The sequence below is a fragment of the Pseudosulfitobacter pseudonitzschiae genome, from assembly GCF_002222635.1.
Taxonomy (GTDB): domain Bacteria; phylum Pseudomonadota; class Alphaproteobacteria; order Rhodobacterales; family Rhodobacteraceae; genus Pseudosulfitobacter; species Pseudosulfitobacter pseudonitzschiae_A.
On record NZ_CP022415.1, the window covers coordinates 1,258,648 to 1,284,125 of the forward strand.

Genomic DNA, 25,478 nt, shown 5'->3' on the forward strand with positions numbered 1-25,478 from the left:
ATCCTTGAGTGATATTTACGTGTCGGGTCACGATGGCTTGTCCGCCTGTGCACTTTCGCACAGGATGTGCTAATTTTTGGTTATTGCGTGCGAGCCCGCTCGGCGGCATCCTTCTATCAACCTTCATAGGAGAGAGCACATGAGCTGGAACCCCGCACTTGATCCCGAAATTCCTGTCGGCGACGCTGTCGACGCCATTGAAACCGTCATCGTGCCCCGCGCGCGCGATCTGGGTGGATTTGAGGTGCGCCGCGCGCTGCCTGCGCCCAAGCGGCAGATGGTCGGGCCGTTCATCTTTTTCGACCAGATGGGGCCAGCAGAGTTTCTGACGGGGCAAGGCATCGACGTGCGCCCGCATCCCCATATCGGGCTGGCTACGGTCACTTATCTTTATAAGGGCAAGATTCACCACCGTGACAGCCTGGGTACCGATCAGTGGATTGAACCCGGCGCGGTCAACTGGATGGTGGCGGGCCACGGCATCACCCATTCCGAACGCGCAGATGGCGATATGCGCAAATCGCCGCACAGTTTGCTGGGCCTTCAAACGTGGGTGGCGCTGCCTGAAAAGGATGAGGATTTAGGCGCGGTCTTTGAACATGCCCCGAAAGAGACGCTGCCGCTGCTGGAAGGCGAGGGCAAGCAGGTGCGGTTGATCCTTGGATCGGCTTACGGCGAAACGGCACCGGTCAAGGTGTTCTCGGAAACATTCTATGCCGATGCGCTGCTTGAGGCGGGGGCGTCGATCCCGATGCCGGACAACCACGAGGATCGCGGACTTTATATCCTGACCGGTTCGGTGTCGGTGTCTGGACAGCATTTCGAGGCTGGCCAGATGCTGGTGTTCCGGCCCGGCGACCGGATCAGCGCCAGGGCCGGAGATGCAGGTGCGCGGGTGATGTTGCTGGGCGGGGCAACAATGGACGGGCCGCGCCACATTTGGTGGAATTTTGTGGCGTCGTCGAAAGACAGGATTGATGCGGCCAAAGAAGCGTGGCGTGCAGGCGACTGGGCGCATGGCCGTTTCCAGCTTCCTCCGGGCGACGACGCCGAATTTATCCCCGCACCCGACTGAAGGCGGCCAATCCGGCCCACAGGATCGGGGCAGAATTTGAAGCTTGTGACATTTTTTTAAAATAAATGCCGCAAACCGAAAAACCCTGCTTGACGCTCCACGCTGTGGGCCATAATACCCCCACACGCAGCGGGCGGTTGTAGCTCAGTTGGTTAGAGTACCGGCCTGTCACGCCGGGGGTCGCGGGTTCGAGCCCCGTCAACCGCGCCACTGCTGCGTAAACAAAGACCCGCCAGAAATGGCGGGTCTTTTGTGTTTCAGCGGACGCTATCAGACTAAAACCGACACCATGTGGCGCCTAGTCGTAGATATAGCCCAGAGCGGCCTCTTGCGCCAAATCCAGCTGCGCGCGCATGAACTTCAACCCTTGGGCGCCCATCTTCCTGGGGGTTGCGGGGCGGGCGTCAATGGCGGGTTTGAACTTTGATCCCAACCGTTTGAGAACCGGAGCAAAATTGGTGTCTCGCAGCGGCAGGCCCAGACCGGCGCGCAGGGCGTCCAGTGTCATTTCGGGTGCTGTTTGTGCATCTTCCATCCGCAGCAGGATCACGGTGCAATCGCGTTGCAGATAGCTAAGCAATCCCGCCAGCTTGGCGCGACGCAGGGCAAACAGATTGGCAAAACGCGCGCCTGTCATCGGGTCGCGGTCGTGTTGCAGCGGCTGGCCGACAGCACTCAGCGGTGCTGTCTTTTCGAAATAGCGCGGGTGGTCCACGATCGTGTCCCATTCGGCGCGGATGAAATCACCGAATTCCAGCGCCTGAAGAGCAGGTGTGGTGTGCCAGGGTTTTTGGTGCATCGACAGCGCCCAGGCATCCGCACGGCGCACACAGGCGATCAACGCCAGGTCGGGGGGGATGGCCGCCGCATGGGGAAAGCCGTGCTTCCAGCCAAGCGCCTCGGTTGGGGTCAGCGTTGTGTTGCGCCCCAGTAGACGTTTGATAAAGTTGGTGCCCGAAGACCGCTCTCCCAACACTTGAAAGCGGGTGATCGCGGTGTCGGGCGCGCGGCGGACATGCAGGCCGAATGTGGCAAAATTGGCAGGTATCAGCGGTCAGGCCCTCGATCACACGCGAAATGCGCAATTAACGATTCTCTTGTAGCAGCGAAGCGGTTACGGTGCGAGGCAAAGCACTGCCCCTGCACAGAGGGCAGATTGAGAGCAGATGACCAGATCAAGGTGACATGATGCAGACTGTGGCTGTGGTGACAATGGTGCGCGACGATGCATTTTTCCTAAAGGCGTGGTTGCGCCACTATGGAGAAATGTTCGGGCGGCAGAATTGCTATGTGGTCAATCACGGTTATGGCGAAGAGGTGGCGGAGCTGGCAAAGGGCTGCAACATCATTGGTATTCCGGGCGATCCGCACAAGAACTTTGACGTCAAACGCTGGAGCCTGCTAAACAATCTGTTTGGCGGTTTGCGACGGTATTACAAACACGTCATCGTGGGCGATGTGGACGAATTGGTGGTGGTCGACCCGGACGCCGGTGTGAACCTGCTGCAATGGCTGGAAAAGGCCGAGACCGACCGTATTTACACCCCCGTCGGGCTGGAAGTGATCCACCGCATCGACCTTGAGGACGAACCCGCCGAAGCGCAGATATTGGGCCCGCGCCGCCATGTGCGCATCGCTCCGCATTATTCCAAACCGTGCATCGTCTCGACCCCTGCGAAACTGTCGCGGGGCGGGCATTTCGCGCAATATCCCAAGCTGCACACGCCAGACGACTTGTATCTGATGCACCTGAAATTCTGCGATTTCGGCGCATATACCGGTGCGATGGACCGCCGCAACGCGGTCAGCGCCGAGGTGGGCGTGGACTATAAACAGGCCAGCATCGGGCGGCACTGGTTTGCGCAGGCGCGGGGCGAAGATCGCGAGGTGTTCGACGCCTTTGCCGAGTTGCCGATGCAGGACGGTTTTGACATGCGCGTCGTGCGCCGCAAGATGCACCGCAGTTTCAAGGCGCGGGGGGACACCGGATATTTCGAGTTCGACCGTCCGAACTACAAAGGCCAGTATGTGCTGCCAGAGCGGTTCAGCGGTATCTTCTAAGCCGCGTCGGGCTGCACTTTCAGCAGGAATTCCAATATCTTCGCAGCCGTTTCCGCAGGGCGCTGGTCGGGGAAAAAGTGCCCGCCCGGCAGGCTGTCCGCTTGCATGTTCGACAGGCGGTTCACCCATGTGGCGCCGACATCATAATGTTTCGCCATGATGCCGTCCGCACCGCTGAGCACCAGCGCAGGGCAGGCGACGCGGCGGCCGATGTCGGCGGCGTCCAGCGCCATGTCATAATCAATTGCCGCGCGGTAATCGTCGCACATGGCGCGGATCGTCTCGGGGTTGCGCCATGCGGTGCGGTATTGTTCCAGCGCATCCGCGTCATAAGTGTCCAGTCCGCCTTTGCCCCAACCGGTCAGGCAGTATTCGAAATAGGCATCCGGATCGTGGCCGATCATCGTTTCGGGCAGGGGGGCAGGCTGGGCCAGAAAGAACCAGTGGTAGTAGGCGCGCGCCACCTCCTGTTGCAGGTCGCTGAGCAGCAGATAGGTGGGCACAATGTCCATCAGGGTCAGGGACCGGATCGCATCCGGATGGTCCAGTGCAGCGCGGTGGGCGGTGCGCGCACCGCGGTCGTGTCCCACAAGGTGAAACCTGTCGAACCCCAGATGTGCCATCAACGCCACCTGATCGGCGGCCATTTCGCGAAAGCTGTAGTTTTCAGTGCCTTTCGGCTTTGAACTGGCCCCGTAGCCGCGCAGATCGGCAGCAACAGTGGTGAAATGTTGCGACAACTTCGGCGCAATACCGTGCCACATGGCATGGGTTTGCGGAAAACCGTGCAGCAACAGCAGTGGCGGGCCGCTGCCTGCCATTGTGTAGTGGATGTGCTGGCCGTTCACCTCGGCGGTGGCGCTGGAGAACCCTGCAAATGTCATCGTGTCGCCTTTCCTGTGCGTTTCCGTTTGAGGACATTAAGCGAGAGCCAGCCCCGCACGCGGTTATGAGCGGGGGCCAGCCCCCGCACCCCCGGAGTTTATCTGGCAAGATGAAGGGGCTCCTGCCTTATGTGCTGAGGGCTGCGAGTATGCGAACCCAGCTGCGCATCCCTTTGTGAAAGCTCTCCATGTCGTATTTTTCGTTGGGCGAGTGGATCTGGTCGTCGTCCTTGCCAAAGCCGATCAGCATGGGCGTGGTGTCCACAATGTTCTGGAAGTGACCCGCAATGGGGATCGAACCACCGCAACCGATATAGGCGGCAGGAACCTGCCATTCATCGCTCAGCGCCTGCCGCGCGGCTTCGAATGTCGGATCGTCGGTTTCGAACACCGACGCGCTGCCGTTGCTGTGATCTTTGAATGTGACGGTGCAGTCGGCGGGCAGCGCGTCCTGAACCACCTTGCGGAAACTCTCGCGGATCGCGTCGGGGTCTTGATCGCCCACCAGGCGGAACGAGATTTTGGCGTGGGCCTGACTGGGCAGGACGGTTTTGAAACCTGCGCCGGTGTAGCCGCCCCAGATGCCGTTGACCTCGCATGTGGGGCGCGACCAGATCATTTCGATCGGGGTGCGGTCCTGTTCACCTGCGGGCACCGACAGGCCGACGTCACCCAGAAACGCCTGATGATCGAAGGACAGACCCTGCCACTGCGCGCGCAATTCGTCGGGCAGTTCGGGCACGCCGTCATAAAAGCCGGGCAGGGTGACGCGGCCCTGATCGTCGTGCAGTCCGGCAAGGATTTTGGTCAGCACGCGGATCGGGTTGATGGACACACCGCCGTACATGCCTGAATGCAGGTCTTTGGCAGGGCCGGTCAGTGTCAGCTCGTCGCCCATCATCCCGCGCAGCATGGTGACAATGCCGGGGGTTTTGCTCTCAAACAGACCGGTGTCGCAGATCAGGGCAAAGTCTGCCGACAGTTCGTCGGCGTTTTCTTTCATGAAGGGCACCAGCGAAGGCGAGCCTGATTCTTCTTCGCCCTCGAAGAAAAAGGTGATGCGGCAGGGCAGCGTGCCATTGACCGCTTTCCATGCGCGGCAGGCCTCGACAAAGGTCATAAGCTGGCCCTTGTCATCGGCGGCACCACGGCCACGGATTACTTTGCCTTTGGCTGTGTCTTCGACTTGCGGGTCAAAGGGATCACGGTCCCACAGTTCCAGCGGGTCGACCGGTTGCACATCATAGTGGCCGTAAAACAGCAGGTGCGGTCCGTCGCCCTCTACATGGCCCACCACCATCGGATGGCCGGGCGTGGGGCGTTTGGTGGCGTCGATTCCGATGCTTTGCAGGTCGGCCACCAGCCAGTCGGCGGCCCTGTCGCAATCGGCGGCAAAGGCCGGATCGGTCGAGATCGACGGGATGCGCAGCAATTCCAGCAAGCGGTCGGTCGCTTGGGTCAGGTTTGCGTCGATATGGGCGAGCGTGGCGTCAACAGACATGGCGGTTCCTTGCAATTGCGGGATTTGCCGCGACCGTACCAGCCCGCGTCGCAGTGTCTAGTGCTCCAGACAGACCAGCGCAAAACCCGCCAGTACCAAGGCGGCACCGCCTGCTTGGGCCAGACTGATCCCGCTTTGCGCCCAACTGGCATAGGCCAGAACCAGCAGCGTTTCGGTCACCACGATGCCAAGATATACCAGCGGCAGGCTGGCATGACGCAGCAAGGTTATCTCGGCCAGTGCAGCCCCCGCCAGCCCCAGTGTGATGATCAAAATGCTGAGCGCAGGCGGTGTTTCAGAGGCGAGTTTCATTCCGATTGTCGCCAGCGCATAGCCGCCGGCGGTCACTGTCATCAAAAAAATGACAGGAAAAAGGGCAAGGGATGCATTCATAATACTGACTTTCAAAAATATGTATGGCCGGATCTTGATCTGCGATGCGTGTCGCAAAGCGGCGCATCGCATCCCTGATTGCAGAGCGGAAAATTGCTCGTGCCGGCATGAGAATCAGGATGCTTTAACAATGTCGTACCGTCACGGTGGCCTATTCACGTTTTGGCGCACAGTCAGGGAAACCCTACTTTTACGCCCGCTGACGGGCCATTGATGCAACTTGATCTGGATCAATGCTGCGACATCGTGCGCAGGGCATATGAGTTGAAACCGGGGGCGGTAATCTATAATCGTTCCAAATACCCGACTTATGGGGCATGATCACCTAGTGTATCGCCGTCCCGACGACCAGGAGTTTCCTTTCGTGGATCACACCAAGGACTATGGCGCGCAGCTGGATGCTGCTTTGAACCGCCTGCATGAAGAAGGCCGCTATCGCACCTTCATCGATATCGAACGCCGCAACGGCCAGTTCCCGCATGCTGTGCGCACGCGCCCCGACGGGTCCGAACAGGACATTACCGTATGGTGTGGCAACGATTATCTGGGTATGGGCCAGCACCCCGCTGTTCTGACTGCGATGCACGAGGCGATCGAGGCCACTGGCGCGGGGTCGGGCGGGACACGCAATATTTCCGGCACCACTGTCTATCACAAGCGGCTCGAGGTCGAACTGGCCGATCTGCATGGTAAGGAACAGGCGCTGGTGTTCACATCCGCCTATATTGCCAATGACGCCACGCTAAGCACATTGCCAAAGCTGTTTCCGGGTCTGATCATCTATTCCGACGCGCTGAACCACGCCAGCATGATCGAAGGCGTGCGTCGCAATGGCGGGGCCAAGCGTATCTTCCGTCACAACGATGTCGCGCACCTGCGCGAACTGCTCGAGGCCGACGATCCGGCTGCGCCCAAGCTGATCGCATTTGAATCGATCTATTCGATGGATGGCGATTTTGGTCCGATCGAAGCGATCTGCGATCTGGCGGACGAATTCGGGGCGCTGACCTATATCGACGAAGTACACGCGGTGGGCATGTACGGCCCACGCGGTGCCGGTGTGGCCGAGCGTGACGGGCTGATGGACCGTCTGGACATCATCAACGGCACACTGGCCAAAGCCTATGGCGTGATGGGCGGCTATATCGCCGCCAGTGCGCGTATGTGCGACGCGATCCGCTCTTATGCGCCGGGGTTCATCTTTACCACGTCGCTGCCGCCTGCGGTCGCGGCAGGGGCGGCGGCATCGGTCGCCTTTCTGAAAACCGCGCCCGAACTGCGCGAGGCGCACCAGTTGCAGGCGCGTATTCTCAAGATGCGCCTTAAGGGGCTGGGCCTGCCGATCATTGATCATGGCAGCCATATCGTGCCGGTGATGGTGGGTAATCCTGTACACACCAAACTGCTCAGTGACATGCTGCTGGAAGATCACGGTATCTATGTCCAGCCGATCAATTATCCCACCGTGCCCCGTGGAACCGAGCGTTTGCGCTTTACACCGTCGCCGGTGCATGGTCCGCGTGAACTGGATGCACTGGTCAGGGCAATGGACGGCTTGTGGTCGCATTGTGCGCTGAATCGCGCCGAACTATCAGCCTGATATCACGAGTAGGTGAATTTAAGATTGCCATGTGTTAAGCTGTGTTTAACAACAAACCTGCGTCGAATCGGGTGCGGCGTATTGGTTCCAAGAAACGGTTAACACGGGGCACAGGTATGATCGGGCGTAAAACTCCCAAGATCATTGAACAAAACGCAGAGCCGAAAGGCTTTGACGATTTTGAATTGCGCCTTGGCGATGTTATGCGCGGCGAACGTGCCACGCTGGGCAAATCGCTGTTGGACGTGCAGCGCGAACTGCGGATCAAAGCCAGCTATATCGCGGCGATCGAAAACACCGATCCCAGTGCATTTGATACACCCGGTTTTATCGCAGGCTATGTGCGCTCCTATGCACGCTATCTGGATATGGACCCCGACCGCGCCTTTTCGGCCTTTTGCACCGAAAGCGGGTTTACCGTGGCACACGGCATGTCTGCCGAGGCGTCCGTTGTCAAAAAGCCCAGCCGCGAGGATCGCCTGTCGCGCGACCGTGGCAACAAAGATATCTTTTCCGCACCCAACACCCCCTTCGTGCCCACGGGCGAGGGGTTTTTCAGCCGAATCGAACCCGGTGCCATCGGTTCTTCGCTGGTTTTGATCGCATTGATCAGCGCCATCGGTTTTGGCGGCTATTCGGTCTTGCAAGAAGTGCAGCGCGTTCAGGTCTCGCCCGTTGACCAGACGCCTGTTGTTTTGTCGGATCTTGATCCGTTGCAGGGTGCCGTTGTGCAACAGCCCAGCTTTGACGGTGCGGAGGAAAATTCACCTTCGACGCTGGACACCCCGCGCATCGACGCGTTGGACCGTCTGTATCGCCCGCAGGCGCTGGATGTGCCGGTGCTGGTGGCCCGCGATGCACCGATTGCCACGATCGACCCGCGTTCGGTCGGCAACTTTGCCCAGACACCGGGGCTGGAAGCGCCCGTTGTCGTAGGGGCCGAGCCGCTGAAGGCCGAGGTGCCTGCCGTACCGCAAGTGGTTGAAAACGAAGCACCCGTGTTGCAAATGGTTGCCGTGCGCCCCTCTTGGGTGCGTGTGCGCGGGGCCGATGGCACCGTGATCTATGAAACCGTGATGCAACCCGGTGACACATGGACAGCCCCCGCCACCGAAGAACCGCCGGTGCTGCGCACCGGTGAAAGCGGTGCGATTTATTTTGCGATGAACGGCAAATTTTACGGGCCCGTTGGTGCCAATGGCGCGGTTACGTCGAACCTGCCGCTGGAAATCGCGGGCTTGCAGGAAACCTATTTGCCGGTCGATGTGTCCACGGACTCCGGCCTTGTGCGCTATGCCGAGGCCAGTGCGACTGCGGCGACCGTTCTTTCTGACTGACCCTTTCGGACAAATAATCACAGTCGCGGGTGTGGCCTGCGGCTGATGGTTGCGCAGAGCGTGCGCAGCGCTTAGGTCTGTCGCTGAACCGATAGCCGAAAGAGGCGCGACATGTCGCTGAATCACATCCGTCCATGGCGCAATATCTACCGCCGTGAAAGCCGCCAGATCATGGTAGGCAATGTGCCCGTGGGCGGCGGTGCACCGATCACCGTGCAGACCATGACCAACACGCTGACCACCGACGTGGCTGGCACGCTGGCCCAGATCGAAGCCTCGACCGAGGCGGGGGCGGACATCGTGCGCGTTTCCGTCCCCGACGAAGACAGCGCCCGCGCGATGAAAGAGATCTGCGCCAATTCGCCGGTGCCGATCGTCGCGGACATCCATTTCCACTATAAACGCGGCATCGAGGCCGCCGAGGCGGGCGCCGCCTGTCTGCGTATCAATCCGGGCAACATCGGGTCCGAAGCGCGGGTCAAGGAAGTAATCCGTGCCGCGCGCGACAACAATTGTTCGATCCGCATTGGCGTAAACGCGGGCAGTCTGGAAAAGCACCTGCTGGACAAATATGCCGAACCGACCCCCGACGCGATGGTGGAATCCGGCCTTGATCACATCAAGATCCTGCAAGACAACGACTTTCACGAGTTCAAAATCAGCTGCAAAGCGTCCGACGTCTTTATGGCTGCTGCCGCCTATCAGAAGCTGGCCGAGGCCACCGATGCACCCATCCACCTTGGTATCACCGAGGCGGGCGGGTTGACGTCGGGCACGATCAAATCGGCCATCGGTCTGGGCAATCTGCTGTGGATGGGCATCGGTGACACGATCCGCGTCAGCCTGTCCGCCGATCCGGTGGAAGAGGTGAAAGTCGGCTATGAAATCCTGAAATCGCTGGGCCTGCGCCACCGTGGCGTGAACATCATCAGTTGCCCCAGCTGCGCGCGTCAGGGCTTTGACGTGATCAAAACCGTCGAAATTCTGGAAGACCGTCTGGCCCACATCAAAACCCCGATGAGCCTCAGCATCATCGGCTGCGTGGTCAACGGCCCCGGCGAGGCGCTGATGACCGACGTTGGTTTTACCGGCGGCGGCAACGGGGCAGGGATGGTCTATCTGGCGGGCAAACAAAGCCACAAACAGTCCAACGCCGAGATGATCGAACACATCGTCGAGCAGGTCGAGAAAAAGGCCGAAGAACTGGCCGCCGCCGAGGCGCAGGCCGCCGAATAACCGCGCCTTGGCGTCACGACGCCTGCCGCTGGCGTTCCAGTGGTTTTGGCAGCGGATCGGCTGTCGCCCACGACGTCAGGATAAACAATGCGGTGGCCGAAGTCGGAATAAATCGCCGCATAAAAATACCCCCAACGCGTAAACGGCGTTGAGGGTAGAAATCGTTGTTCGAGCGATCAAGTTTGCGGTTTATCCGCGTTTTTCGTCAACCAGTTGCATCATCTGGTCATAGGGCAAATAGCCGCGCAGCATTTCGTCGTGCATGACGAAAGTGGGCGTGCCGGTGATTTGCAAACGCTGTGCCAGTTCGCGTGTAGCTGCGATGCGGTTGGTCACCTCGTCGGCGTCCATGCCCTTGGCGATGGCATCGGCATCATAGCCCAGCGTATTGGCCAGACGGCTCATCACCGGCACACTCAAATCGCCGTTCATGGTCATCAGGGCGTCGGTCACCGCGTGATAGGCGTCGGGGCCTTCGACCATCAGCGTCGAGATGGCAAAGCGTGAGGCCAGCAGGGATTGTTCACCCAAGATCGGGAATTCCTTGACAATCAGGCGGATGTTTCCGTCTGTTTCCAGCAGCTTGGCCACTTCGCCGTGGGCGCGTTTGCAATAGCCGCATTTGTAATCGAGAAATTCGACCAGTGTGATGTCGCCGTCGGGGTTGCCGCCGACAAATGAAAATCCGTCGTCAAAGATCGCGTCGGCATTGTCCGACACCATCGTCTGATCCGCCTGAACCTGCGCCATCGCTTGCTGTTGTTCCAGCACGTTGACCGCGTCAATGATCACTTGCGGGTTTTCCATCAAATAGGCCCGCACCTCTGCGCCAAAGGCGCTGCGTTCGCCGTCGGTCATGGCCGAGACGTCGAAGGCAGCCGCTGGCATGGCAAGCGTGACAGAGGCCGCAGCAGCGGCAAGAAAGCGGTTTAGCGTCATGGATTATCTCCGTTTTTTGCGTTTTTCAGCGCGTTCACTGGCAATCAGCACATCCTGTGCCCGTTGCCAAGGGCCAGATCCGGTGTCCAGCAGCGCGCTGGCACGTTTGGCGTGAATTCCTGCATCTTCCATCCGGCCCGAAAGCGCGTATCGTTCGGCGGTGACCAATGCGGCCATCCCGGTCTGGCCGGATTTGGCATAGGCCACAGACAGGTCGCGCAGCATAATGCCGTCGCGAAAATCAATGCTGCGTGCCTGTTCCAGTGTCGTGCGTGCAGATGTGATATTGCCCGTGGCCAGCAACGCGCGGCCATAACCTGCCAGCACCAGTGCGTCGCGCGGGGCCAGTTTCACGGCGCGCCCATAGGCAGACACAGCCGCCTGAAACTGACGGGTGTCCATCAGGATGTCGCCTTTGGCGGTATGAAAAAAGGGGTCGGTAGGGCGCACGGCGATGGCATTGTCGATGGCGCGCAGGGCCTGTTTGGTGCGCGACTGGCGCGCTTCCGCCACCGCCTCGCGCAGATATCCCACGTCTTTATAGCCGCTTTCGCCGGTGCGGCGCAGCGTCCATTTGGGTGCGCGGGTGTGGGCGCTGATCTTGCCTTTGACGCGAGCGAACCAATAGGCTGCGGTCGGGTTGGGTCCAACATCGGTGCCATAGGCCGCCACATAGGCCTCCATCGCGCGCAACCGGTCGCGCGACAGCGGGTGCGAGCGCACGTATGGATCCTGACGCCGCTCGGCCAGCACGTCCTGCCCGTGAAACAATTGCATGATTTCCAGAAATCCGCGCGGGTCGGCCCCTGCGGCACGCATAAACCGCACGCCGGACTGGTCTGCCGATGCTTCTTCTGCGCGGGTGTGTTTCAAAAATGCGCGTTGCGTCGAGGATTGCGCACCGATGGCCAGACCCACCGCCCCTTCACCGCCCCCAGCCGCTGCCGCGACCGCCGCCAGTGCAAGGCCAAGCCCCGTGATGGTGCGGGCATTGCCGTAGTTGACCATACGGCGGGTGATATGGCCGTTGGCGATATGCGCGGCCTCATGCGCCAGAACTGCTTGCAACATTTCGGCAGAGGTGGCGCGGTTGATCAGGCCGTGGTTGACAAAAATCACATCATTGCTGACCACAAAGGCGTTCAGCCCACCGTCATTGACCACCAGAATCTTGATCCGCGCCGGGCTAAGGCCCGCAGCCCGCAGGATGGGCGCGGCCAGTTGCGTCAGCCCGTATTCCACATCCGCATCGCGCAACAATTCGATCGCACGGGCAGGCTGCGCCAGCAACATGACCAGCGTCAGGACAATTGCCCCCATTGACGACAGGGGCAAAGCCCTATGAAAAGCGTGCGAACCCACCATGTGCGCAGCATAGGAGACAAGTGATGAAAACCTCAAGACGCAGCGCCGTTGATCCCTTTATCGTGATGGATGTGATGGAGGCCGCCCGCGCCGCCGAGGATGCAGGCCGTCACATCATCCACATGGAGGTCGGTCAGCCCGGCACAGGTGCGCCGCGCGCTGCCACTGATGCGCTGGCGCGGGCGATGAACGACGGCCCGCTGGGCTATACCGTGGCGCTGGGGCTGCCTGCGCTGCGCGCGCGCATCGCGCGGATGTATGGCGAGTGGTATAACGTTGATCTTGATCCGTCCCGTGTGGTGGTAACATCGGGATCGTCAGGGGGCTTTATCCTTGCGTTCACGGCGCTGTTCGACACTGGCGACCGCGTGGCGATTGGCGCGCCGGGTTATCCCAGCTACCGCCAGATTTTGCGCGCGCTGGATTTGCAGGCGGTCGATCTGCCCACTGCACCCGAGAACCGCTACCAGCCGGTGCCAGCGGATTTTGCGGATATGGACATTGCGGGGCTGATGGTGGCCTCGCCCGCCAATCCCACGGGGACGATGCTGGATCATGCGGCGATGGGTGCGCTGATCGACGCGACCCACGCCAAGGGCGCGTCGTTCATCAGCGACGAGATTTACCACGGCATCGAATACGAGGCCAAGGCGGTCACAGCACTTGAACTGACCAACGAGGCTTATGTCATCAATTCGTTTTCCAAGTATTTCTCGATGACGGGATGGCGCGTGGGCTGGATGGTGGTGCCCGAGGATCATGTGCGCGTGGTCGAACGGCTGGCGCAGAATATGTTCATCTGCGCACCCCATGCGGCGCAGGTTGCCGCACTGGCGGCGATGGATTGCGATGATGAGTTGCAGGTGAATATGGACGTCTACCGCGCCAACCGCGTGCTGATGCTTGATGGGCTGCCCAAGGCGGGGTTCACCAAGATTGCACCGCCTGACGGGGCGTTTTACGTCTATGCAGATGTGTCCGATCTGACCGACGACAGCCGTGCCTTTGCTGCCGAAATTCTGGAACGCGCTGGCGTCGCCGTAACACCAGGGCTGGATTTTGACCCGCTGCGTGGCCGCCACACTTTGCGCTTTTCCTATGCCCGCAGCACCGAGGACATTGCCGAAGGGCTGACGCGGCTCAAGGCGTTCATGGACGCGCGGTAAACTATGGCCCCTGCGCGGTGGCTGCGATATTGTCTTTGCAAGACCAGAAGCACCACGGAAAACATTCCGGAAAAGACCAAGGGCGGAACGGGCAGTATGCGGTATGTGATCATGGTGATATGTGCGCTGGTTCTGTCCGGTGTGTCGGGCGCGGGGGCACAAGAACTGACAGCGCTGGCGCGGGTTGACCCCCAGCGCAGCCACATTTCCGATGGCTGGTTCGGCAACACCACATTAAACATCGCTCTCAGTCAGGGCGTGCCGTTTCGGGTGTTTCATCTCGACAATCCCAAGCGTCTGGTCATCGACTTCCGCGAGGCCGACTGGTCCGGTGTCGACGCCAAAACCCTGTTGCCCGAAGCGGGCAAGATCACTGCGGTGCGCTTTGGTCCGTTCCGTCCCGGCTGGTCGCGGCTGGTGATGGATATGGCCGAGCCGTTGTTGCCGTCGGAAATCGAAATGAAAGTGGACGAAAGCACAGGTATCGCCACCTTGAGCGTTGCCCTGAAGGGTGTCGCCCCCGAAGCCTTTGGTGCCGGAGCAGGCTCACCCAAGGATGTTGCTTGGGCCACACAGGCCGCGCAACCTCCCGTCTTACCCAAGTTCGACAACAGCTTTGTCGTGGTGATTGATCCCGGTCATGGCGGCGTTGATCCCGGCGCGGTGCGCGACGGGATCGAGGAAAAGGATATCATGCTGAAAATGGCGCAAGCGCTGGCCGAGGCGCTGCGCCGCAGCGGGCAGGCGGATGTCGTTCTGACGCGCACCATAGATCAGTTCGTGTCGCTGCCGGGACGGGTGGATGTGGCCCATGCGGCGGATGCCGATCTGTTCATCTCGCTGCACGCCGATATTCTCAGCGAGGGCGGTGCCAGTGGTGCCACTGTCTATACGCTGGCCGATGACGCCAGCGACGAGGCCGCCGCGCAACTGGCCGCCCAGCACAACCGCGCGGACATTCTGGCCGGTGCCGATCTGAACGGGGCCGACGACGAAGTGGCTGGTGTGCTGCTGGATCTGGCCCGTCAGGAAACAGCCCCGCGTTCCGATCAGGCCGCCGCTACGATCATCGGCGCGATGCAAGCTGCCGGTGGGCCGATGAACGCACACCCCTCACGGCAGGCAGGCTTTTCCGTGCTGACCAGCGCCGATGTGCCGTCGATTTTGATCGAGGTCGGATTTCTCAGTTCGAAACGTGACTTGGCCAATCTGCGCGATCCGGTCTGGCGCGCGGTTATGGCATCGGCGATTGCGGATGGTATACTGGCCTGGCGCACTGCCGATCTGGCTCAGCGTCCCTTGGTGCGCCAATAGGCAGGGCAGCGTAAGCGTAAATATGCCATTATGACACCCAGACGTGTTTTGACCCGCTGCTGGGCGTGCCCTATAACAGCGCCCTGAGCAGATTTCATAAAGGACGCCCGCGTGTTCCGATTTATCCTGTCGTTTTTCGGCGGTATCTTTACGACCCTGACGATGGGTCTTCTTGCAATTGCGCTGAGCGTCGGCGCGATTTTCTATATTTATGGCCGCGATCTGCCCAGCCACGAAAGCCTTGCACAATATACGCCACCCACGATCAGCCGTATTTACAGCGGTCAGGGTCAGATCATTGACGAATTTGCCCGTGAACGGCGGTTGTTTGCCCCTGCGGACACCATTCCCGATCTGATCAAACAGGCATTCATCAGCGCCGAAGACAAGAATTTCTATACCCACGAAGGCTATGACCTGCGCGGCATTGCGGCGGCGGCGATTGACGCTGTGCGCTCGCGCGGGCGCGACGTGCGCGGTGCCTCGACGATCACCCAGCAGGTGATGAAGAATTTCTTGTTGTCGGGCGACCGTCAGGCGGAACGCAAGATCAAGGAAATTATACTGGCCTCTCGCATCGAAGAGACGTTGGACAAGGAAAAAATTCTGGAACTGTACCTGAACGAGATTTTCCTTGGGCAGAACAGCTATGGTGTGGCTGCGGCCAGCCAGACCTATTTCAACAAGACGCTGGGCGAGTTGACCCCACATGAAGCGGCGTTTCTGGCATCACTTCCCAAGGCGCCATCGGACTATCACCCCGTGCGCCGCAAGGACCGTCTGCTGGCGCGCCGGAACTACGTTCTTAAAGAAATGCATGACAACGGCTATCTGACCCAAGCCGTCTATGACTCCGAACGCGGGCAGCCGCTGCGGTCGGTGCAGAACGGCGACTTTGAAAGCTTCAAGGAAGAGCTGCCCCCGCGCGACTATTTTACCGACGAAATCCGCCGCCAACTGTCCGAGAACTTCGGCGAAGGCGAGTTTTTCACCGGCGGCCTGACCGTGCGCGCGACCATTGATCAGGAAATGCAGCCCATTGCCGCCGATTCCCTGCGCACCGAGCTGGAAAACTATGACCGTAGCCGATCCACATGGCGCGGCACCGGCAAAAAGATCGACCCGCAGATCGCTACAGGTGACGGCTGGCAAGAGGCGTTGAACGACGTCACCGTTGCCCGTGACATTGACCTGAATGGCCGTTGGTATCCTTCCGTGGTGCGCGAAGTCGGCGACCAGCGCATTGTGTTGGGGATCGAAGGGCAGGGCATCGGAGAGGTGCCGCGCGCTGATATCAAATGGCTCAAGGGCGATTTTGTCGCCAACTTTGACGTGGGCGACGTTGTGCATGTGCGCCAGCGCGACGGTGGCTGGTCGCTGCGGCAGGTGCCTGCGGTGCAGGGCGGCTTTGTGGCGATGGACGTCAACACCGGTCGCGTGATCGCCATGCAGGGCGGGTTCAGCTATCAAAACTCGGTCTTCAACCGCGCCACGCAGGCCAAGCGCCAACCGGGGTCTTCGTTCAAACCCTTTGTGTATGCGGCAGCACTCGACAGCGGCTATACGCCCGCGACGATCATTGTCGACGCCCCGATCGAGATCAACACGCCGCAAGGGATGTGGCGCCCCAAGAACGCATCGAACCAGTATTACGGCCCGACCCCCATGCGCACCGGAATTGAACGGTCGCGAAACCTGATGACCATCCGTCTGGCCCAAGAGGTCGGCATGGAAACCGTGGCCAGTTATGCCGAACGCTTTGGCGTCTACGACCGCGGCCAGATGGGCAAGTTTCTGGCCAACTCGCTGGGGTCGCAAGAAACTACATTGTACCAGATGGTTGCGGCCTATGCGATGTTCGCCAACGGTGGCGAGCGGGTCAAACCCACGCTGGTTGACCGTGTGCAGGACCGCTATGGCAAGACCGTCTACCGTCACGATGAACGCCAGTGCGCCGATTGCCAACTGGCCAGTCTGGACCCCGGATATGGCCCGCGCATTGCCTCTAACCGCGAGCGGGTGATGGACCCGATCACCGCCTATCAGTTGACGTCGATGATGCGCGGCGTGGTCGAACGCGGCACTGCTGCGCGCACCGTGAACCTGCCGGTGCCCACAGCGGGCAAGACCGGCACGACCAACGACAACAAGGACGTGTGGTTCGTGGGCTTTACCAGCAACATCGTTGCGGGTTGCTACATCGGCTTTGACACGCCCCGCGATATGGGGCGCGGCGCGTCGGGTGGCGGCATGTGCGGCCCCGTGTTCCAGCGCTTTATGCTTGAGGCCACCAAGAAATACGGCGGCGGCGATTTCGACGTGCCCCCCGGTGGCCACTTTATCAAGATCGACCGCTTTACCGGCGCACGTCTGAGTGACGATGCGTCAGGTGAAAGCGTGGTGGCCGAATATTTCCGTGACGGTGAAGAGCCGCTCTTTGGCTTGATGTTCGACGGCGGCTTTGCAATGGGCGCCGATCTGCCGCTGGTCGAAGAAGTGGGCCGCGCCACGGGCCGCGAAGTGACCACATCCACCGGCAAAAAGGCCACCGTGGGACCAAAGGCAAACTTCGGCACGCTTAGCTCGGGCGGACTGTACTAGCCCGATAACACGCAGCACAGCGGCGCAGTCGTCATCCGACGGCTTGCCGCCTGTCCTGCGCTGGTTTACACCCGCATTTCAACACCATCCCGAAGGACACGAGCCGATGCGCGCCGAGGCCCAAAATACCGTTGCCGAGATCGAAAAATCACTGGAGCTGCTGGGGCAGCGTCTGGGCGTGGAAACTGCGCAATACCGGCTGGAAGAATTCAACGCCCGCGTCGAGGATCCAAACCTTTGGGACGACCCCGAAGCCGCACAAAAGCTGATGCGCGACCGTCAGTCGCTGGTCGATGCCATCGACACCTACGAAAGCATCAAACAGGATCTTGCCGACAACATCGAGTTGATCGAGATGGGCGAGATGGAAGGCGACGAAGAGGTCATCAGCGACGCCGAATCCGCGCTCAAGACCCTTGCGGTGAAGTCCGCGCAAAAAGAATTGGAAGCACTGTTGGACGGCGAGGCCGACAGCAACGACACCTTCCTCGAGATCAACTCGGGCGCGGGCGGTACCGAAAGCTGTGATTGGGCGTCGATGCTGGCGCGGATGTACGTCCGTTGGGCCGAGAAAAAGGGCTATAAGGTCGAACTGAACGCCGAGAGCGCAGGCGAAGAGGCGGGGATTAAGTCGGCCACCTATAAAATCACCGGCCACAACGCCTATGGCTGGCTGAAATCCGAAAGCGGCGTTCACCGTCTGGTGCGTATCTCGCCCTTTGATTCTGCCGCCAAGCGGCACACCTCTTTTACCTCGGTCAAAGTTTATCCGGTGGTCGACGACAACATCGAGATCGAAGTGAACCCCTCCGATATTCGCATCGACACCTACCGGTCGTCGGGCGCCGGTGGTCAGCACGTCAACACAACGGATTCGGCTGTGCGGATCACCCACCACCCCACAGGGATCGTGGTGACGTCATCGGAAAAGTCCCAACACCAGAACCGCGACATCGCCATGAAAGCGTTGAAATCGCGTCTGTACCAGATGGAGTTGGACAAGCGGTCGGCGTTGGTGAACGAAGTTCACGAAAGCGCGGGCGACGCAGGCTGGGGCAACCAGATCCGCAGCTATGTTTTGCAGCCCTACCAGATGGTCAAAGACCTACGGACCAACTACGAAACATCGGACACCAAAGGCGTTCTTGACGGCGATCTGGACGGTCTGATGGGCGCCACACTTGCGCTGAACGTCAGCGGCAAAAGCCGGTCGGAAGCGCAAGGCGACTAAGTATTCAGTGCGGGTCCATGTTTTGGTCCGGTGGGATTGCCCGTTCAGGCATCTATGAAGATGGCTGGGCGGCTGATTTCCAGTTTCTTGCCTGAGGCTACGTATTCCACTTGAACCTGCGCATGGCTGCGGCAAAGTTGCAGCCATGACAGATGATATTCTTTTCCAAGGCGCTTTGGCGCAATCGGGTGCACTTGCCAAGGGTGCCATGACCGCAACCGATCTGATGCAGGCAACGGTGCAGCGCATCGCGGACGTGAACGGGACAGTTAATGCCGTCGTGTCGCTGCGCGATGAAGATGCACTGATGGCCGAAGCAAAGGCCGCCGATGAAGGACCGCGCACCGGATGGCTGCACGGGATGCCTATTGCCATCAAGGATCTGGCCAACGCCGCAGGGCTGCCCACGTCGATGGGGTCGCCGCTGTTTGCGGGGCAGGTGGCGGCAAAAGATGATGTGATGGTGGCGCGGTTGCGGGCTGCCGGTGCCATTGTGATCGGTAAAACCAACACGCCCGAGTTCGGCCTTGGCTCGCACACCATCAATCCGGTGCACGGGGCCACGCACAACCCCTATGCGCATGGACGTTCGGCAGGCGGCTCATCTGGCGGGGCGGCGGCGGCGCTGGCCTGCGGGATGCTGTCTGTGGCCGACGGGTCGGATATGATGGGATCATTGCGCAATCCGGCGGGGTGGAACAACGTCTACGGGATGCGCCCCACGTGGGGGCTGGTCCCGTCCGAACCCGAGGGTGACAATTTCCTGCACCAACTGGCCACCAACGGCCCGATGGCGCGCAACCCCTCTGACCTTGCGGCATTGCTGGACACGATGGCAGGGCCGGACCCGCGTCAGCCGCACGAGCTGGCACAGGCCGCATCGTTGCCGCAGATTGCGGGCGGTATGGATGGGGTGCGCATCGGATGGCTTGGCAATTGGGGCGGCGCACTGCCGATGGATCATGGCATTCAGGACATTTCGCAGCATGCCCTGAAGCAGATGGAAGAGCTGGGCGCACATGTGACCGAGCAGACCCCGCTGTTTGATTCCGACGCGATGTGGGACAGCTGGATCACACTGAGGTCGTGGCAGGTGGGGACAGGACTGGCCGCACTCTATACCGATCCCGACCAGCACGAATACCTCAAGGACACCGCCCGCTGGGAGATCGCACGCGGCATGGCGCTGTCCGGGATGCAGGTTCACGCGGCCAGTGTTGTGCGCAGCAACTGGTTCAAGACCGCCGTGAAAGCCTTTGAAACATATGATGTTCTGGCGCTGCCTTCGGCACAGATTTGGCCGTTTGATGTGACATGGGACTATCCGCGCGAGATTGCAGGCGTGCAGATGGATACCTATCACCGCTGGATGCAGGTGGTGGTGCCGGCGTCGCTGTTGGGTCTGCCGGTGGTCAATGTACCTGTGGGCTTTGGCGGACCGGATGACACGCCTGCGGGTCTGCAACTGATCGGCAAGCGCGGGGCCGATGCAGCGCTGTTGCGGGTGGCGCAGGCGTGGCATCTGGCGACGGATTGGCCGAACGCGCGGCGCCCGCATCTGGGCTAGGGACGTGACGCCAAAGGCGCTAGAGCGGCTCGCGCCCCTCGGCGGCCAGTCGCGCGCGCAGGGCGCTGATCTGCGGCGTGTTCTGTTCCAAGGCAAAGACATAGGCCTGCGTGAGAAAGAAACAGGCGGCGTCAACATTCTGCGCGCCATCAGCCGCACGCGCATAAAGATCCACCAGCGCACGATGGTCGCCCGCCGCATGGGCGGCCAGAAGTTGGGCGTTCAGATCGGTCATTCCGCCGCCATTTGCCCCGCGCGATGCGCCTCTAGCTGTCCGGCGACCCATGCGTGGAACATATGCGTCGGCCCATCCATCGCAGGCGAGAACCGGCCGCCGTCGAACTGGGGCGCGTGCCGGCCGCGCTGCATGCCTTCGACAACAAAAATGTCTTCTTCGAACACCTGTTTCCATTGTGCGGTATTGCGCGCGCGCAGGGCAGGGTCGGTTTCAGCTTGGGCATAATAGATATGCACGTTTTCGGTTGTCTTTTCCGTGCTTTCCGGCAGCAGAATGATCGCAAAGGTATGGTCGCGGTGTACGCCCAACAGCACGTTGGGATAGGCGGTGACATATTCGGCGGCGGTGTCCCATTTGGCACTTAACCCATCGAAATCGGGAAACCGCTGGCCATCTTCGCCGGACATCTGGCGGTAAACCAGCGTGCCCTGACCGGAATATGAATCAGGTGCTTCGATATGGTAATGATCCTCAAGCCGCGAATAGCTGTTCAAACCGGGGTGGACCCAAGGCAAATGGTAGCTTTCGCAATAGTTTTCGACTGCCAGCTTCCAGTTGCAATTTACCGTCAGTTGAAAGCGGCTGTCGGCACCGCCGTGGTGCAGGGGCTGGTCAAACTCGGCCCAGCGGGCCAGCAGGTTGGCGTTGTGCACCGCAAAGGGGGCTGCATCACCTGAAAGGTTGATCCAGATCACGTCCATCCACACATGGCTGCGCACTTCGATCAGACCCAGCAACGCGCGGTCGATGCCCGCGTGGGTGTTGCGCCCCGGTCCGCCCACATGGGGGGTGCTGACCAGTCGGCCATCGGTGCTGTAACACCAGCTGTGATAGGGGCAGCGAATGGCCCCTTCGATCTTGCGGGGGGCATCGACAAGGATCATGCCGCGATGGCGGCAGATGTTCTGGAACACCCGTACCTGTGCTGCGCGGTCGCGCACGACCAGCAGTGGCATGCCCAGAAACGTCAACGGGACCGCATCCCCGATTTCTGGCACATCTGCGCCCACGGCCAGACCGGCCCAGCCCGAAGACAGAACGGCGGTGCGCTCTTCGTCAAAGACACGCTGGTCGATATAATGGGCGTTGGGCAGGCCGTTTGCCTGATCCAAGGGGCGGCGGACCGCGTCGAGGTTTGTGTGGGTCATCGGGCAGTTTCCCTTGGTCTGATGCAACAGTCATAGGCCAAATGGCCCGTGTCTGTATGCGCATCAGCGACAGGGGTTTTCTGCGGGCGACATACGCGCCGTCAGTGGAACGGTTCGGTATGGCGCAGCAATCTTTGGTGAAAGGGCAAAAGATCTTCGACGTCACAAAACCCTGCTGTGCGCCCACAGGCCAGCGCCTTGCGCCAATCGGCGCCAAGATGTTCATAGACGACACGTTCGATACGGTTGCTTGAAACGGTCTCGCGGATGGTGCGGGCGACGTAGCCGACCCAAAAGTTGTTCTCGAAGGACGCTTCACGCGCCAGAAAGTTGAACGAACAGGTCATAGCACCCCGACGCGCGATCACCGCCGATACGCCGTCATCCTGCCGTATCACCTGCCCGCGAAACTCGCGCGATATGCTGTCCTGCGCCAAACCCTGAGAGGCCAGCGCCGCGCGCGGCTCGAACCCGCGCAGAAAGGTGGCGTCGTTTCTGCGGCAGACATGGACCAGACCGACAACAAACCGCTCTTGCTGGATGAAGCTGCGGCGTGAAAACCGGTAAAAACCCGAGGGAAACAGGGTTTCGGGGACCGCGACAGCCGCGTCCCCCAGGAAACTCTCGATATAGGGGTCATGCAGGCTTTTGCGGTCGGGGCCGATTTCGTTCAGGGGTTCAAGCAAAACGCGGGCATCGACACCAAAAAAGTTGCAAATACGGGCCAGAACATCGGGGCGCGGAAAGCTCTCTCCCGACAGATAGCGGTTGAATTGCGTGCGGTTCACACCCAACTGCCGCGACAGTTCCGAGATCGAGGCAAAGCTTTGCGCCAAAATCCGAAGATTTGCGCCGAACATATTGCGCAATTCGACGGGTGATCGGTCGAGATAGGTCATCCAGATGCCTTATGTGAATGCGCTTAAAACGGTAGTGGAGTAGAGTTGGTACACGCATGACGTGGGAATTGACGCCGTTTAGCATCAGACCTGACGCGGTTGTGCCGCCAGACGATACGCCGGATGATACAAAATGCAATGGTTGTTGGCCCCACAACTGAATCCAAAGCTGCCAAACTGGTTGTCAGGCGCAATTTTTTTGCAGGGTTTGTCGGATCGGTGTGGTGGCGCGCTGCGATGGGCGGCATTGCCGTGATCCGGTGCGACGCGCAGGGCGGTCCGGCGGCTTGCATCAACAGACAGCGCGTTTGGGGGCTGGGTTCTTTGATGTGCGCGAAGTGCCGCGGCGCAACATCCAGATCCGCGACGTGTTGATACTGACCTGCAACGCAACGCTTTTGTAGTGTTGTGGTAGGGGCCGGTCACGCAACAGCGCAAACCGGTACCCGAGGGTTTTTTGTAGGGCAGGGGCTGGCCCCGTTCGGTGGCGTCAGTCGCCGCGCGACAGCGCCGCAACGCCGGTGCGCGCCACATCGACCAGCCCCAAAGGCCGCATCAGTTCGGCAAAAGCGTCGATTTTTTCCGGCGCGCCGGTGATCTCGAACACAAAGCTGGTCAGGGTGCTGTCGACCACGTTGGCACGGAAAATATCCGCCAGCCGCAGCGCTTCGACCCGTTTTTCACCGCCGCCCGACACTTTGAACATCGCCAGTTCGCGTTCGACCGATGGACCCTCGACGGTCAGATCGTTGACAGTGTGCACCGGTACGATGCGACCCAATTGCGCCTTGATCTGTTCGATCACCTGCGGCGTTCCGGTGGTGACAATGGTGATCCGGCTCAGGTGACCGGTATGGTCCACCTCGGCCACGGTCAGGCTGTCGATGTTATAGCCACGCCCCGAGAACAACCCGATGACCCGCGCCAGAACACCCGGTTCGTTTTCGACCAGAACGGCCAGCGTGTGCCGTTCCTCGACATCGGAAAAGTTGGGCCGCAGGTTATAGGCCGAATGGCTGGTAGCGCCTTTTTTGATTTTTAGAGCTGACATATCCGTATTCCTTTACACCAGCACCGAACCCTTGGCGTCGATCACGCCTTGGGTGTCGGCTTCGCCCAGAAGCATTTCGTTGTGCGCCTTGCCCGACGGGATCATCGGGAAACAGTTCTCGTGCTTTTCGACCAGGCAATCGAATACGACCGGACCGTCATAGTTGATCATCTCCATGATCGCATCGTCCAGATCGTCGGGGTCCGAACACTGGATGCCCTTGGCGCCGAACGCATCGGCCAGTTTCACGAAGTCAGGCAGGCTTTCGGACCATGAATGCGAATAGCGTTCGCCGTGCAGCAGCTCCTGCCACTGGCGCACCATGCCCAGGCGTTCGTTGTTCAGGATGAACTGCTTGACGGGCAGGTTGAACTGCATCGCGGTGCCCAGTTCCTGCATGTTCATCAGCCAGCTGGCCTCGCCTGCGACGTTGATCACCAGCGCCTCGGGGTGGGCCATCTGCACGCCGATCGAGGCGGGGAAACCGTAGCCCATCGTGCCCAAACCGCCCGAGGTCATCCAGCGGTTCGGATCTTCAAAGTTCAGGTATTGCGCCGCCCACATCTGGTGCTGGCCCACTTCGGTGGTGATGTAGCGGTCGTGGTCCTTGGTCAGCGCCTCAAGCCGTTGCAGAGCATGCTGCGGCTTGATCACCTTGCCTTCTTGTTTGAATTTCAGGCAATCGACCTTTTGCCATTCGTTGATCTGTTTCCACCACTTGGCCACGCCTTCGCTGTTGGTCTTGCGACCGCGCGATTTCCAGACCTTCAGGATGTCTTCCAGCACATGGGCCACGTCGCCCACGATGGGAATATCGGCCTTGATCACCTTGTTGATCGACGATGGATCAATGTCGATATGCGCCTTGATCGACTTAGGTGAAAATGCGTCCAGCACGCCGGTGATGCGGTCGTCGAACCGCGCGCCGATGTTGATCATCAGATCGCAGCCGTGCATCGCCATGTTGGCTTCGTACAGCCCGTGCATGCCCAACATGCCCAGCCACTTGCCGCCCGACGCAGGATAGGCGCCCAGACCCATCAGGGTGCTGGTGATCGGAAAGCCTGTGGCCTCGACCAGTTCGCGCAGCAATTGCGAGGCCGCAGGGCCAGAGTTGATGACGCCGCCGCCGGTATAGAACACCGGACGCTTGGCAGCCTCGATGGCGGCCACCAGTTCGGTGATCTCTTCCATGTTGCCCTTGACGACCGGTTGATAATGCGACTGCGACGGCTTGGGCGCGGTATAGGTGCCAGAGGCAAATTGCACGTCTTTGGGAATATCCACCAGAACCGGCCCGGGACGGCCCGAGATGGCGACGTGGAACGCCTCGTGGATCACGCCCGACAGCTTTTCAGTCTCTTTCACCAGCCAGTTGTGTTTCGTGCAGGGGCGGGTGATGCCGACGGTGTCGGCCTCCTGAAAGGCATCCGAACCGATCATAAAGGTCGGCACCTGTCCGGTCAGAACGATAATCGGGATGGAATCCAGCAACGCATCGGTCAGGCCGGTCACCGCATTGGTGGCACCGGGGCCGGATGTCACAAGACACACACCCGGCTTGCCGGTCGAACGCGCATAGCCTTCGGCGGCATGCACGGCACCTTGTTCGTGGCGCACCAGAACGTGCTTGATCGAGTTTTGCTGAAAAATCTCGTCGTAAATCGGTAGGACGGCGCCACCGGGATACCCGAATACCGTGTCCACACCCTGATCAATCAGGGCCTGAACCACCATCTTTGCACCGCTCATTTGACGTGTCATAGCTCTACTCCGGTTACGCCATACTGTCTTGCGCACATAAAAAAACCCCCGTTTTTGGCGGGGGCACATGGGTCGAATTCTGGTCTACCGTTACCGGCCCATGTGCGT

Annotated in this window: 22 protein-coding genes and 1 tRNA gene; 12 read left to right on the forward strand and 11 right to left on the reverse strand. The window is 60.2% G+C overall.

Annotation, left to right across the window (positions count from 1 at the left end; all coding sequences use genetic code 11):
- Positions 1 to 139 precede the first annotated feature (139 nt).
- Together SULPSESMR1_RS06050 and SULPSESMR1_RS06055 are read left to right on the forward strand one after the other, a co-directional pair.
- The gene (locus SULPSESMR1_RS06050; RefSeq protein WP_089420005.1) at positions 140 to 1,075 is read left to right on the forward strand and encodes a pirin family protein; all 936 of its coding nucleotides are present in this window, start codon (positions 140 to 142) and stop codon (positions 1,073 to 1,075) included.
- Positions 1,076 to 1,208: 133 nt separating this feature from the next.
- Positions 1,209 to 1,285: transfer RNA gene (locus tag SULPSESMR1_RS06055), tRNA-Asp, on the forward strand.
- Positions 1,286 to 1,373: 88 nt separating this feature from the next.
- On the opposite strand, the gene SULPSESMR1_RS06060 is transcribed toward SULPSESMR1_RS06055, so the two are convergent.
- Entirely contained in the window at positions 1,374 to 2,051 is a 678-nt protein-coding gene (locus SULPSESMR1_RS06060) for a hypothetical protein (RefSeq protein WP_240311223.1), read from the reverse strand.
- Between the two features lie 209 nt (positions 2,052 to 2,260).
- Here SULPSESMR1_RS06060 and SULPSESMR1_RS06065 point away from each other — a divergent pair, with 209 nt between their 5' ends.
- A complete protein-coding gene (locus SULPSESMR1_RS06065; protein ID WP_089420007.1) occupies positions 2,261 to 3,136 on the forward strand; it encodes a glycosyltransferase family 2 protein in 876 nt (291 codons plus the stop codon).
- Here the strand turns inward: SULPSESMR1_RS06065 and SULPSESMR1_RS06070 are convergent.
- The 3 genes from SULPSESMR1_RS06070 to SULPSESMR1_RS06080 form a co-directional block, all read right to left on the reverse strand.
- Positions 3,133 to 4,020, reverse strand: coding sequence for an alpha/beta fold hydrolase (locus SULPSESMR1_RS06070; protein ID WP_089420008.1), 888 nt, complete (start codon positions 4,018 to 4,020; stop codon positions 3,133 to 3,135). The genes SULPSESMR1_RS06065 and SULPSESMR1_RS06070 overlap by 4 nt on opposite strands.
- 127 nt (positions 4,021 to 4,147) lie before the next feature.
- Positions 4,148 to 5,521 carry a M20/M25/M40 family metallo-hydrolase gene (locus SULPSESMR1_RS06075; protein ID WP_089420009.1) on the reverse strand — a complete coding sequence of 458 codons (1,374 nt, stop codon included), beginning with the start codon at positions 5,519 to 5,521 and terminating at the stop codon, positions 4,148 to 4,150.
- Between the two features lie 57 nt (positions 5,522 to 5,578).
- Positions 5,579 to 5,875, reverse strand: coding sequence for a 5-aminolevulinate synthase (locus tag SULPSESMR1_RS06080; RefSeq protein WP_240311224.1), 297 nt, complete (start codon positions 5,873 to 5,875; stop codon positions 5,579 to 5,581).
- Between the two features lie 403 nt (positions 5,876 to 6,278).
- On the opposite strand from SULPSESMR1_RS06080, the gene hemA reads away from it, so the two are divergent.
- The 3 genes from hemA to ispG all read left to right on the forward strand — a co-directional run bounded on the left by hemA (position 6,279) and on the right by ispG (position 10,087).
- Positions 6,279 to 7,514 carry a 5-aminolevulinate synthase gene (hemA, locus tag SULPSESMR1_RS06085; RefSeq protein ID WP_089422181.1) on the forward strand — a complete coding sequence of 412 codons (1,236 nt, stop codon included), beginning with the start codon at positions 6,279 to 6,281 and terminating at the stop codon, positions 7,512 to 7,514.
- Between the two features lie 116 nt (positions 7,515 to 7,630).
- Positions 7,631 to 8,851 (forward strand): helix-turn-helix domain-containing protein, encoded by a 1,221-nt coding sequence (locus tag SULPSESMR1_RS06090; protein WP_089420011.1) that lies wholly within the window; start codon positions 7,631 to 7,633, stop codon positions 8,849 to 8,851.
- Between the two features lie 111 nt (positions 8,852 to 8,962).
- Complete coding sequence (gene ispG / locus SULPSESMR1_RS06095) at positions 8,963 to 10,087, forward strand: flavodoxin-dependent (E)-4-hydroxy-3-methylbut-2-enyl-diphosphate synthase (protein ID WP_089420012.1); 1,125 nt, start codon at positions 8,963 to 8,965, stop codon at positions 10,085 to 10,087.
- Between the two features lie 189 nt (positions 10,088 to 10,276).
- On the opposite strand, the gene SULPSESMR1_RS06100 is transcribed toward ispG, so the two are convergent.
- Positions 10,277 to 11,026: a DsbA family protein gene (locus SULPSESMR1_RS06100; RefSeq protein ID WP_089420013.1), complete on the reverse strand. Its 750-nt coding sequence runs from the start codon at positions 11,024 to 11,026 to the stop codon at positions 10,277 to 10,279.
- Positions 11,027 to 11,029: 3 nt separating this feature from the next.
- Positions 11,030 to 12,346: a M48 family metalloprotease gene (locus SULPSESMR1_RS06105; protein WP_240311225.1), complete on the reverse strand. Its 1,317-nt coding sequence runs from the start codon at positions 12,344 to 12,346 to the stop codon at positions 11,030 to 11,032.
- Between the two features lie 68 nt (positions 12,347 to 12,414).
- On the opposite strand from SULPSESMR1_RS06105, the gene SULPSESMR1_RS06110 reads away from it, so the two are divergent.
- The 5 genes from SULPSESMR1_RS06110 to SULPSESMR1_RS06130 all read left to right on the forward strand — a co-directional run bounded on the left by SULPSESMR1_RS06110 (position 12,415) and on the right by SULPSESMR1_RS06130 (position 20,270).
- Positions 12,415 to 13,557, forward strand: a complete 1,143-nt coding sequence (locus SULPSESMR1_RS06110; RefSeq protein ID WP_089420015.1) for a pyridoxal phosphate-dependent aminotransferase — start codon at positions 12,415 to 12,417, stop codon at positions 13,555 to 13,557.
- 96 nt (positions 13,558 to 13,653) lie between these two features.
- On the forward strand, positions 13,654 to 14,871 hold the full coding sequence (locus SULPSESMR1_RS06115; RefSeq protein WP_089422182.1) for an N-acetylmuramoyl-L-alanine amidase: 1,218 nt from the start codon (positions 13,654 to 13,656) through the stop codon (positions 14,869 to 14,871).
- A 111-nt stretch (positions 14,872 to 14,982) separates the two neighbouring features.
- Entirely contained in the window at positions 14,983 to 17,472 is a 2,490-nt protein-coding gene (locus SULPSESMR1_RS06120) for a penicillin-binding protein 1A (protein WP_089420016.1), read from the forward strand.
- Between the two features lie 106 nt (positions 17,473 to 17,578).
- Positions 17,579 to 18,703, forward strand: a complete 1,125-nt coding sequence (gene prfB, locus SULPSESMR1_RS06125; protein ID WP_089420017.1) for a peptide chain release factor 2 — start codon at positions 17,579 to 17,581, stop codon at positions 18,701 to 18,703.
- A gap of 145 nt (positions 18,704 to 18,848) precedes the next feature.
- Positions 18,849 to 20,270 (forward strand): amidase, encoded by a 1,422-nt coding sequence (locus tag SULPSESMR1_RS06130; RefSeq protein ID WP_089420018.1) that lies wholly within the window; start codon positions 18,849 to 18,851, stop codon positions 20,268 to 20,270.
- 19 nt (positions 20,271 to 20,289) lie between these two features.
- On the opposite strand, the gene SULPSESMR1_RS06135 is transcribed toward SULPSESMR1_RS06130, so the two are convergent.
- The 3 genes from SULPSESMR1_RS06135 to SULPSESMR1_RS06145 all read right to left on the reverse strand — a co-directional run bounded on the left by SULPSESMR1_RS06135 (position 20,290) and on the right by SULPSESMR1_RS06145 (position 22,555).
- A complete protein-coding gene (locus tag SULPSESMR1_RS06135) occupies positions 20,290 to 20,505 on the reverse strand; it encodes a hypothetical protein (protein WP_089420019.1) in 216 nt (71 codons plus the stop codon).
- Entirely contained in the window at positions 20,502 to 21,656 is a 1,155-nt protein-coding gene (locus SULPSESMR1_RS06140; protein WP_089420020.1) for an aromatic ring-hydroxylating oxygenase subunit alpha, read from the reverse strand. Before SULPSESMR1_RS06140 ends, SULPSESMR1_RS06135 begins: the two co-directional genes overlap by 4 nt.
- Before the next feature lie 101 nt (positions 21,657 to 21,757).
- Positions 21,758 to 22,555, reverse strand: coding sequence for a helix-turn-helix domain-containing protein (locus tag SULPSESMR1_RS06145; protein ID WP_089420021.1), 798 nt, complete (start codon positions 22,553 to 22,555; stop codon positions 21,758 to 21,760).
- Positions 22,556 to 22,779: 224 nt separating this feature from the next.
- Between SULPSESMR1_RS06145 and SULPSESMR1_RS24935 the strand changes: the two genes are divergently transcribed.
- Positions 22,780 to 22,959 carry a hypothetical protein gene (locus tag SULPSESMR1_RS24935; protein ID WP_157728975.1) on the forward strand — a complete coding sequence of 60 codons (180 nt, stop codon included), beginning with the start codon at positions 22,780 to 22,782 and terminating at the stop codon, positions 22,957 to 22,959.
- Positions 22,960 to 23,045: 86 nt separating this feature from the next.
- On the opposite strand, the gene ilvN is transcribed toward SULPSESMR1_RS24935, so the two are convergent.
- On the reverse strand, positions 23,046 to 23,606 hold the full coding sequence (gene ilvN / locus SULPSESMR1_RS06155; RefSeq protein ID WP_089420023.1) for an acetolactate synthase small subunit: 561 nt from the start codon (positions 23,604 to 23,606) through the stop codon (positions 23,046 to 23,048).
- Between the two features lie 12 nt (positions 23,607 to 23,618).
- Complete coding sequence (locus SULPSESMR1_RS06160) at positions 23,619 to 25,370, reverse strand: acetolactate synthase 3 large subunit (RefSeq protein WP_089420024.1); 1,752 nt, start codon at positions 25,368 to 25,370, stop codon at positions 23,619 to 23,621.
- Positions 25,371 to 25,478 lie beyond the last annotated feature (108 nt).

What these genes read in the sequence shown, in the direction of transcription:
- SULPSESMR1_RS06090 (WP_089420011.1), top strand. Translation starts at nt 7,631, where the DNA reads ATGATCGGGCGTAAAACTCCCAAGATCATTGAACAAAACGCAGAGCCG.
- SULPSESMR1_RS06100 (WP_089420013.1), bottom strand. Translation starts at nt 11,026, where the DNA reads ATGACGCTAAACCGCTTTCTTGCCGCTGCTGCGGCCTCTGTCACGCTT.
- SULPSESMR1_RS06145 (WP_089420021.1), bottom strand. Translation starts at nt 22,555, where the DNA reads ATGACCTATCTCGACCGATCACCCGTCGAATTGCGCAATATGTTCGGC.
- SULPSESMR1_RS06070 (WP_089420008.1), bottom strand. Translation starts at nt 4,020, where the DNA reads ATGACATTTGCAGGGTTCTCCAGCGCCACCGCCGAGGTGAACGGCCAG.
- prfB (WP_089420017.1), top strand. Translation starts at nt 17,579, where the DNA reads ATGCGCGCCGAGGCCCAAAATACCGTTGCCGAGATCGAAAAATCACTG.
- SULPSESMR1_RS06135 (WP_089420019.1), bottom strand. Translation starts at nt 20,505, where the DNA reads ATGACCGATCTGAACGCCCAACTTCTGGCCGCCCATGCGGCGGGCGAC.
- SULPSESMR1_RS06105 (WP_240311225.1), bottom strand. Translation starts at nt 12,346, where the DNA reads ATGGGGGCAATTGTCCTGACGCTGGTCATGTTGCTGGCGCAGCCTGCC.
- SULPSESMR1_RS06075 (WP_089420009.1), bottom strand. Translation starts at nt 5,521, where the DNA reads ATGTCTGTTGACGCCACGCTCGCCCATATCGACGCAAACCTGACCCAA.
- SULPSESMR1_RS06065 (WP_089420007.1), top strand. Translation starts at nt 2,261, where the DNA reads ATGATGCAGACTGTGGCTGTGGTGACAATGGTGCGCGACGATGCATTT.
- SULPSESMR1_RS06160 (WP_089420024.1), bottom strand. Translation starts at nt 25,370, where the DNA reads ATGACACGTCAAATGAGCGGTGCAAAGATGGTGGTTCAGGCCCTGATT.
- ilvN (WP_089420023.1), bottom strand. Translation starts at nt 23,606, where the DNA reads ATGTCAGCTCTAAAAATCAAAAAAGGCGCTACCAGCCATTCGGCCTAT.
- ispG (WP_089420012.1), top strand. Translation starts at nt 8,963, where the DNA reads ATGTCGCTGAATCACATCCGTCCATGGCGCAATATCTACCGCCGTGAA.
- SULPSESMR1_RS06050 (WP_089420005.1), top strand. Translation starts at nt 140, where the DNA reads ATGAGCTGGAACCCCGCACTTGATCCCGAAATTCCTGTCGGCGACGCT.
- SULPSESMR1_RS06115 (WP_089422182.1), top strand. Translation starts at nt 13,654, where the DNA reads ATGCGGTATGTGATCATGGTGATATGTGCGCTGGTTCTGTCCGGTGTG.
- SULPSESMR1_RS06110 (WP_089420015.1), top strand. Translation starts at nt 12,415, where the DNA reads ATGAAAACCTCAAGACGCAGCGCCGTTGATCCCTTTATCGTGATGGAT.
- SULPSESMR1_RS06130 (WP_089420018.1), top strand. Translation starts at nt 18,849, where the DNA reads ATGACAGATGATATTCTTTTCCAAGGCGCTTTGGCGCAATCGGGTGCA.
- SULPSESMR1_RS06080 (WP_240311224.1), bottom strand. Translation starts at nt 5,875, where the DNA reads ATGACAGTGACCGCCGGCGGCTATGCGCTGGCGACAATCGGAATGAAA.
- SULPSESMR1_RS06140 (WP_089420020.1), bottom strand. Translation starts at nt 21,656, where the DNA reads ATGACCCACACAAACCTCGACGCGGTCCGCCGCCCCTTGGATCAGGCA.